Origin of the sequence: Pseudomonas sp., from assembly GCF_041601375.1 — a bacterium.
Taxonomy (GTDB): Bacteria; Pseudomonadota; Gammaproteobacteria; order Pseudomonadales; family Pseudomonadaceae; genus Aquipseudomonas.
The window spans coordinates 1-8,110 of record NZ_JBFIIG010000187.1 but is presented as its reverse complement, the minus strand read 5'-3'; the positions used below and the strand labels follow the sequence as shown (position 1 = coordinate 8,110).

Annotated in this window: 8 protein-coding genes; 1 reads left to right on the top strand and 7 read right to left on the bottom strand. The window is 66.9% G+C overall.

Going from position 1 to position 8,110, the window contains the following annotated elements; translation table 11 throughout:
- The 4 genes from ABZE94_RS18365 to pip form a co-directional block, all read right to left on the bottom strand.
- The coding region (locus ABZE94_RS18365) for a response regulator (RefSeq protein ID WP_372877199.1) at nucleotides 1-530 on the bottom strand (530 nt) is incomplete at its 3' end.
- A gap of 3 nt (nucleotides 531-533) precedes the next feature.
- Nucleotides 534-1,883, bottom strand: coding sequence for a cache domain-containing protein (locus tag ABZE94_RS18360; protein WP_372877197.1), 1,350 nt, complete (start codon nucleotides 1,881-1,883; stop codon nucleotides 534-536).
- Between the two features lie 146 nt (nucleotides 1,884-2,029).
- Nucleotides 2,030-2,467, bottom strand: coding sequence for a D-aminoacyl-tRNA deacylase (gene dtd, locus ABZE94_RS18355; RefSeq protein WP_372877195.1), 438 nt, complete (start codon nucleotides 2,465-2,467; stop codon nucleotides 2,030-2,032).
- Nucleotides 2,464-3,435, bottom strand: a complete 972-nt coding sequence (gene pip / locus ABZE94_RS18350) for a prolyl aminopeptidase (protein WP_372877193.1) — start codon at nucleotides 3,433-3,435, stop codon at nucleotides 2,464-2,466. Before pip ends, dtd begins: the two co-directional genes overlap by 4 nt.
- 108 nt (nucleotides 3,436-3,543) lie before the next feature.
- Here pip and ABZE94_RS18345 point away from each other — a divergent pair, with 108 nt between their 5' ends.
- Nucleotides 3,544-3,978, top strand: a complete 435-nt coding sequence (locus ABZE94_RS18345; protein WP_372877191.1) for a hypothetical protein — start codon at nucleotides 3,544-3,546, stop codon at nucleotides 3,976-3,978.
- Between the two features lie 47 nt (nucleotides 3,979-4,025).
- On the opposite strand, the gene ABZE94_RS18340 is transcribed toward ABZE94_RS18345, so the two are convergent.
- The 3 genes from ABZE94_RS18340 to hutI all read right to left on the bottom strand — a co-directional run bounded on the left by ABZE94_RS18340 (nucleotide 4,026) and on the right by hutI (nucleotide 8,084).
- Complete coding sequence (locus tag ABZE94_RS18340) at nucleotides 4,026-5,948, bottom strand: autotransporter domain-containing protein (protein WP_372877190.1); 1,923 nt, start codon at nucleotides 5,946-5,948, stop codon at nucleotides 4,026-4,028.
- A 131-nt stretch (nucleotides 5,949-6,079) separates the two neighbouring features.
- Nucleotides 6,080-6,883, bottom strand: a complete 804-nt coding sequence (gene hutG, locus ABZE94_RS18335; RefSeq protein ID WP_372877188.1) for an N-formylglutamate deformylase — start codon at nucleotides 6,881-6,883, stop codon at nucleotides 6,080-6,082.
- The gene (gene hutI / locus ABZE94_RS18330; RefSeq protein ID WP_372877186.1) at nucleotides 6,876-8,084 is read right to left on the bottom strand and encodes an imidazolonepropionase; all 1,209 of its coding nucleotides are present in this window, start codon (nucleotides 8,082-8,084) and stop codon (nucleotides 6,876-6,878) included. Before hutI ends, hutG begins: the two co-directional genes overlap by 8 nt.
- Between the last annotated feature and the right edge of the window lie 26 nt (nucleotides 8,085-8,110).

Genomic DNA, 8,110 nt, shown 5'->3' with positions numbered 1-8,110 from the left:
TCGAGCATGCGCGCGATGGCCTTGTTGCTCAGGCCCTGCACGAGCATCTGCAGCACCTCGCGCTCGCGCGGGGTCAGTTCCTCGGCGGCGGCCGGCGGGCTCACGGTTTTTTCCAGCAGGTCGGCGCTGTAGTAGGTACCGCCAGCGGCAATCGCGTCGATGGCGGCGACTATTTCCCACGAGGCGGCATCCTTCAGCACGTAGCCGCGGGCGCCGGCACGGATCGAGCTGGTCACGTATTCGGCGTGGTCGTACATGCTGAGAATCAGGATCTGCATGCCCGGATACTGACGACAGAGGATCTCGGTCAGCTGCAGGCCGGTCATGTCCTTCATGCCGATGTCGACCAGCAGCAGGTCGGGGCGAACCTGAGCGACCAGGATCAGCGCCTCGGCACCGCTGCTGGCCTCGCCCACCACCTCCAGCTGCGGCATGGCCGTCAGCAGCGCACGCAGGCCGTCGCGCACCAGCTCGTGGTCATCGACCAGGGCCACACGGATAGGTTGACGATCTTGCGGTATGTTGGACATGGCTCAACCCGGTAGCGGCAGACTCACCATAAGCTCGGTGCGGCCTGGCGTGGAAGATAAGGTAAAACGACCGCCAAGGTGCTCGACCCGCTCGCGCATGTTGCGCAGGCCAATGCCGCCACTGCGCGCCTGTTCGATCCGGGCGATGTCGAAGCCGATGCCATCATCGCGCACCCTCAGTTGCACCGCCGAGCCATCCTGCCCCAGCGCGATGCTGACCCGGCGGGCCTGGGAGTGACGCGTGATATTGGCCAGCGCCTCCTGCACGATACGAAACAAGGCGACCGACTCGGCATCGGGCAACCTTACCATCTCCAGGCTCTGCTGGTATTCGACCAGCAGCCCGCTGCGCTGCTCGAACTCGACTGCCAACTGGTCGATGGCCGCTGGCAGGCCGAAGCTGTCCAGCAACGAGGGCCGCAGATCATGGGAGATGCGCCGCACCTCGGCGATCGCCCCGCCGAGGCGCGCCAGCCCGCCGCGCAGCGTCTCCAGCGCCTGGCTGCGCCCGCTTTCCAGTTCGTGACAGGCCAGTTCGAGGCGGAACTTGACCGACACCAGCAACTGGCTGATGCCGTCGTGCAGCTCGCGCGAAACCCGCGAACGCTCCTCCTCCTGGGAACTGACGATGCGTTGCGCCAGCAGCTTCAGCTTGCGGTCGGCCAGGCGCTGCTCGCTGAAATTGAGCGTCAGCCCGCCGGCCGATACCAGCAGCACCGCCACCAGCGCCACGCCGGCCAGCGCCCACATGGTGCTGCGGATGTTCTCCGCCACCTTGGCCCGCGCCTGCTGGGTGGCCAGCTCGACATCATCGAGATACAGGCCGGTGCCGATCATCCAGTCCCAGCGCTCGAGCATCACCACATAGGCGAGCTTTTCGGTCATCTGGCCGGAGGAGGGTTTCTCCCATTGATAGCGCTGGAAGCCGTCGCCGCTGCGCGCGCTGAGCAACAGCGCCTGGATCGCCTGCACCCAATGCGGGTTGCTCATGCTTACCAGGTCACGGCCGGTCAATTCCGGCTGGCGCGGGTGCATCAGGTTGCGTCCCTTGCCGTCGTAGACAAAGAAATAGCCATCGCTGCCATAGTCGAGGCCGAGCAGTATGTTCAGCACCTGCTGCTGGGTGACGGCGTCGTCGCGACCGCTGGCGTACAACGGGGCGACAGCGCTCAAGCCCAGCTCGACGTAGTTCTGCAGCTCGGTCTTCTTGCTGGCGATGATGCTGGTTTCGATCAGCAACTCCTGCTGCTCGCCCAGGCGTTTGGCATGCGACAGCACCAGTGCGCCGATCACGGCAATGGCCAGCAGCAGCGGCAGAATGGCGAGGGCGACGATCTTTTGTTTGAGCTGCATAGGGACCATTGATGACGACGCAGCCAGGTTGCCTGGCATGGCGGCTGGCAAGCAGGAGCCGGGATTCTAGCAAAGCGCGACTGGCTCACCCTGGCCGGTTCGTCGCCTTTGTCGATCCCGGCAGCATGGCCCAAGGGCCCGGCGCTTCAGACTTCGAGCAGAAAGGTCACCGGGCCGTCATTGACCAGATGCACCTGCATGTCGGCACCGAAGCGGCCGCTGGCGACCGGCGCATGCTTGCTCTGCGCCAGCTCGACCAGCAGGTCGAACAACGCGGCGCCCAGGGCCGGCGGCGCCGCGCTGGAAAAACTCGGGCGCAGACCGTTGCGGGTGTCGGCCGCCAGGGTGAACTGCGAGACCAGCAGCAGGCCGCCGCCGACATCGCCGAGCGACAGGTTCATCTTGCCGTCGGCATCGCCGAAGACCCGATAGTTGAGCAGCTTGTGCAGCAGTTTGGCGACGCTGGCCGGATCGTCCTGCGGCTCGACCGCGACCAGGGCCAGCAGGCCCCGATCGATGGCGCCGACAACCTCGCCGGCCACTTCCACCCGCGCGCCACTGACCCGTTGAATCAGCGCCTTCATGCTTCGTCGGGCGACAGGTCGAGCAGGCGCCGGGCGATCTGGTTGGCCGCACGCACCAGGGCGTCGGTGATGCCGACTTCGGACGCGGCGTGACCGGCGTCACGGATGATCTGCAGTTCGCTGTTGGGCCAGGCGTGGTGCAGTGCCCAGGCATTGTCCAGGGGGCAGATCACGTCATAGCGGCCATGCACGATCACCCCGGGCAGGTGGGCGATTTTCGGCATGTCGCGGAGCAACTGGTCGGTCTTGAGGAAGGCGTTGTTGACGAAGTAGTGGCATTCGATCCGGGCAATCGACAAGGCCCGGTGCGAATCATTGAAGCGCTCGACCACCTGCGGGTTCGGGCGCAGCGTGGCGGTGCGCCCTTCCCAGGCCGACCAGGTCTTGGCCGCATGCATCTGGGCGATCTGGTCGGGGCCGGTCAGGCGCTTGTAGTACGCCTGCATCAACTCGCCCCGCTCCGAGAGCGGGATCGGCGCCAGGTAATCCTGCCAGTAGTCGGGGAACAGGCGGCTGGCGCCTTCCTGGTAGAACCACTGGAATTCCTGGGGCCGGCACAGGAAGATGCCGCGCAGGATCAGCGCGTGCACCCGCTCGGGGTGGCGCTGGGCATAGGCCAGCGCCAGGGTCGAGCCCCAGGAGCCGCCGAACAGCACCCACTTGTCGATGCCCAGGTGCTCGCGAATGCGCTCCAGGTCGGCAACCAGGTGCCAGGTGGTGTTGTTCTCCAGGCTTGCATGGGGCGTCGAGCGCCCGCAGCCGCGCTGGTCGAAGGTGACGATACGGTACAGATTGGGGTCGAAGAAGCGCCGGCTCAGGGCATCGCATCCCGCGCCCGGGCCGCCATGGATGAACACCACCGGCAGACCGTCCGGCGTACCGCTCTCGTCCACATAGAGTACGTGCGGCGCCTCTACCGCCAGCTCGTGGCGGGCGTAGGGTTTGATCTCCGGATACAAAGTCTGCATGGTGCACTCCTGGATTTATACATAGGGTACGGCGCCAACTCGTGTGCAAACGGTCCGCTACCGTTTCCCGCTCCGTTTCGCATCATAACCATGTAAAAGGATTTCAGCATGTCAGCTCGCCGATTTGCCTTGCTATTAGTGCTGCCTTTCATCCTGCTGAGCGGTTGCGGCGCCAAGGATGACCCACAGGCGAGCCTGGAAGCGGCGCTGCTGCGGCTGCAGGACAACCTGGAAGCGAAAGACGGCGGCGCCGTCCTCGAGCAACTGCACCCGCAGTTCTCCGCCCAGCAGGAGTTGGACCGCGACTGGGCCAGGCGCACCATGGCCCTGCTGTTTCTGCGCCACAAGAACGTCAGGGTGATCGCCCTCAGCAAGAGTAGCCGGATCGACCCGACTTACAGCGAGAAAGGCCACACGGAAGCTCAGGTGGCGCTGACCGGCGCCGAAGGGCTGATCCCCGACAGCGCGCGGCATTATGCGGTCAAGCTGGAGTGGTGGCGCGAAGGCGATGAATGGCAGCTGGCGCGGTTGCGCTGGGAGTGACGCCCAGCGCGCATAAGGCCGCAGGGCGCGAGCTTATCTGCCGGTGCTTACCAGTCCCAGTTGAGGGACAGGTTCACGCCATGTTGACGGTCGTCGGTGCCGCGAAAGTGATAGGCCGCGCGCAGCTGCAGTTCCTCGGCCAGGGCATGGCTGATGCCCAGCCCGGCGAGGGTCTGACCGCTGGCCGGCGTATGCCCCTGCAGCTCGAAGCTGTTGCCGGCTACCGAATTGAGGCCCATGCGCAGATCGCGGCGATCGTCCTCGAACTCCAGCTCGCGGGCGATCTCGGCAAACACCTGGGTCGCCGGCGCTAGCTGGTAATTGGCTTGCAGGCCCAGCCCCAGCCGCGCGCTGTCGCGCTGTTGATCGGCGAAGTTCAGCGCAGTGGCACTGGCACCGTCCTCGCGATAACCGTCCACATCCACCTTGGCATAGTCGGCGCTGAGGAACGGACTGACCCGCCAACCCGTGTCGGCATTGGCCAGGTCATAGCCCAGGCGCCCGGACAGAGCCCAGAGCTGGCCATCGCTGTCGCCCTTCTCGCTGCGCTGGGCGATGCCCAGGGCGAACTTCCGCTTGAGATCGCTGTAATCCAGATGACCGAGGCTGAGGCTGGCGTCCGCCCACAGGCGACCCTGCTGATACTGGGCGAAGGCGCTGAGCAGGTAGCTGCGCAGGTCGTACTCGGAGTCGGCCTCACCCACTTCGAGGGTCTGTTCCTGCAGGCCCAGGGCCAGGCCCAGGCGCCACTGCTCGCTTAGCCGGTAGCTGCTGCCCAGGTTCACGCCAAGGCCATCGCTGTCGCCGCCGGCCACCGCCTCGCCGCGCTCGAACTGCTGGCGCTGACCGCTGGCGCCGACGAAGCTGCGCCACTGTCCGACGGCTTGCCAGGCGCCACGGTCGGCCTGCCATTCGCTGCGCAGCTGTTGCTGGTGGCCGTTGAGGCTGGCCATGGCCATTTCCGGCAGCAGGGACACTTCCCAGGGCGCACCGAGAATCGAGTAGATGTAATCGGCACTGATCTGCTGCACCGCGGCGGTGGGGTGTACGCCGTCGTTGAACATCAAGCGGTCGGGGTTCGGCGTGAGCCCGCCCAGCCCCCAGGTCGGGTCGGCCAGACAGCCATCGCCGCTGAAGCAGACATCGGTCTGGCTCACCAGCGGGTCGAAACCGTAGGTCGCCAGATCGCCCTGCACCTCGCCGAGCAGGGCGCGGAAGTTGAGACGGATGACATTGCCGCCGAGGGCCGAAAGCTGGCTACCCAGCTCGGCGTTGAGCAGGCCCGAGGCGCTCGACCAGGCATCTCGAAAGCCGAAGGCAAAGCCGGCGGGCGTCAGACCGACGTCGGGCAGATCGGAGACGATGATGGTGCGCGCCCCTGCCTGCTGCAGGGCGGCGACGCCCGCCACCAGATCGGCCGCCGCTACGGCGGCGCTGGCCTGGTCGGTGACCACGAACTGCAGCACATCGTTGCCGCCGCCGTTGATGTAGAACAGCGCATTCGGATCGACCCGCGGCACATCCAGCAGATAGCCGTTGCGGGTGCGCATGGTGCCGCCGCCGGCATCTACCACCGAGCCGTTGGCCGCGGTGATCGAGGCGAGGATCTGATCGGTGCGGTAGCCGCCCACCGCATAGTTAGTGCCATCGGCGTTGCCAGTTAGTATCTGCGGCAGAATGGGTGTCGAGGGCAATGCCTGCAGGCCGAGCAGCGCGGCCAGGCGCTGGGTGGCGACGGCATCGAAGTACTCGCGGTTGTTGCTCAGGAAGCCGGGGCCGGTGCGGTTGGTGAAGCGCAAGCCGCCGGTGGGGTTGCCCCCCAGCAGGGGGCTGCCGAGGTCGGGAAACTGTCCGCTGTCGCTCAGCGAATCGCCGAAGATGATCAGCTGCGAGTAAGGCATGGCGTGGGTTGCTGCGGGCAGGCCGGCGAACAGCACGGCGGCGGTGAGAACTTTCAGGCTCGGGGTCATGGATGCTCCTTCTTATTGGGGTTGCCTGCGGGCAAGCACCGAAGAGTATCCAGACCACTCGGACAGCACAGCCACCCATATGGGTGAGGCGGAGCCGGCAGTTCCGGCCCGCGAGCTGGTCGCTGCGCCTGCTAACGCCCGTAGCGTTCGCGGCCCCAGGCCAGCATGGCCTGCAGCAGGTCGCGAAGCACCTCCTGGGTCGGCTCGGCGAGGTCTTCGCGGTAGTCGAAGGGCACCTGCTCCTCCATGTAGGTGCACTGCGCCAGCTCCAGCTGTACGGCATGCACCTGGGCCTGCGGCTGACCGTAATGGCGGGTGGTGTGGCCACCCCTGAAACGCCCGTCGAGCACATGGCTGTAGTCCCGGGCCGCGGCGCAGACCGCCAGCAGACGCTCGCTCAGCTGCGGGTCGCAACTGGCGCCGGCATTGGTGCCCAGGTTGAAGTCCGGCAGCAGGCCGTCGAACAGGTGCGGCACGCAGGAGCGGATCGAGTGCGCATCGAACAGCAGCGCATAGCCGAACTCGGCCTTGATCCGCGCCAACTCGGCGGCCAGGGTCTGGTGATAGGGCCTCCAGATCTCGGCGAGATAGCGCGCCCGCTCCTCGCGGGACGGCTCGCAGCCGGGGCGGTACAGCGGCTCGCCGGTGAACAGGGTCGCCGGGAACAGGCCGGTGGTGGCGCTGGCGTAGAGCGGCGCGTCATCTTCCGGACGGTTGAGGTCGATGACATAGCGCGAGTAGCACGCCTCCAGGGTACTGGCGCCCAGCTCGCCGGCAAAGTCATAGAGCAGCGGGATATGCCAGTCGGTATCCGGGCGCTCCAGCGCCTCCTCGACCAGCCCGGCCTCGACGGCGGGGGTCAGCAGGATGCCGGGGTGCGGCATGCTGATCAGCAGCGGTGCGCTGCCGCGCTTGAAACTCAGTACGTTATCCATGGGCAACCTCCGCGCCGTGTCGAATGATCCGCTTGGGCAAATCGCCGCCCAACCAATAGGCCAGCTCCGCCGGTCGGCGGATCTGCCAGGCGACAAAATCGGCGAGCTTGCCCACTTCAAGGCTACCGCGACTGGCCGCCAGGCCCAAGGCCTTGGCGGCGTTCAGGGTGACCCCGGCCAGGGCCTCTTCGGGGGTCAGGCGGAACGAGGTGCAGGCCATGCTGAGCATCAGGCGCAGCGACAGCGCTGGCGAGGTGCCGGGGTTGAGATCGCTGGCCACCGCCATGGCCACGCCATGCCGGCGCAGCAGCTCGATCGGCGGCAGCCGGGTTTCGCGCAGCAGGTAGAAGGCCCCAGGCAGCAGCACCGCGACGCTGCCGGCCGCCGCCATGGCGAGCACATCGGCCTCGTCCATGTACTCCAGATGATCGGCGGACAGCGCCTGGTAGCGCGCCGCCAGGCTGGAACCGTGCAGTGAGGACAGTTGCTCGGCGTGCAGCTTGACCGGCAAGCCCAGTGCCTGCGCGGCGACGAACACCCGCTCGACCTGGGCCGGGGAGAAGCCCAGATGTTCGCAGAAGGCGTCCACCGCATCCACCAGCCCCTCGGCCGCCAGCTCCGGCAGGATCTCGCGGCAGACCCACTCGATATAGGCGTCGGCGCGGCCCACATATTCCGGCGGCACGGCATGGGCGGCCAGGCAGGTGGCGCGCACGCTCAGCGGCAGCATGTCGCCGAGGAGGCGGATCACCCGCAGCATCTTGCGCTCGCTGGCCAGGTCCAGGCCGTAACCGGACTTAACCTCCAGGGTGGTGACACCCTCGCGCAGCATCTGTCGTGCACGCTGCAGCGCGCCGCTCAGCAACTCGCCCTCGCTGGCCTCGCGGGTGGCGCGCACGGTGCTGGTGATGCCGCCGCCGGCCGCGGCGATATCGGCATAGCTGACGCCCTCGAGGCGCTGTTCGAACTCGCCGCTGCGGTCGCCGCCGAACACCAGATGGGTGTGGCAGTCGATCAGCCCGGGGGTCAGCCAGGCGCCCCCGAGATCATGCCGCTCGGCATAGTCGCCGGCGGGCAGCTCGGCCCTCGGGCCGATCCAGGCGATGTGCACGCCCTCGGTGACCAGCGCGGCGTCATCGATGATCGAGTAGCGCCCGCCGGCCATGGTCGCGGCGTGGCAGTTGAACCAGAGAGCTTGCATAAAGGTGTTCCTCCTCGCGGCGCAGC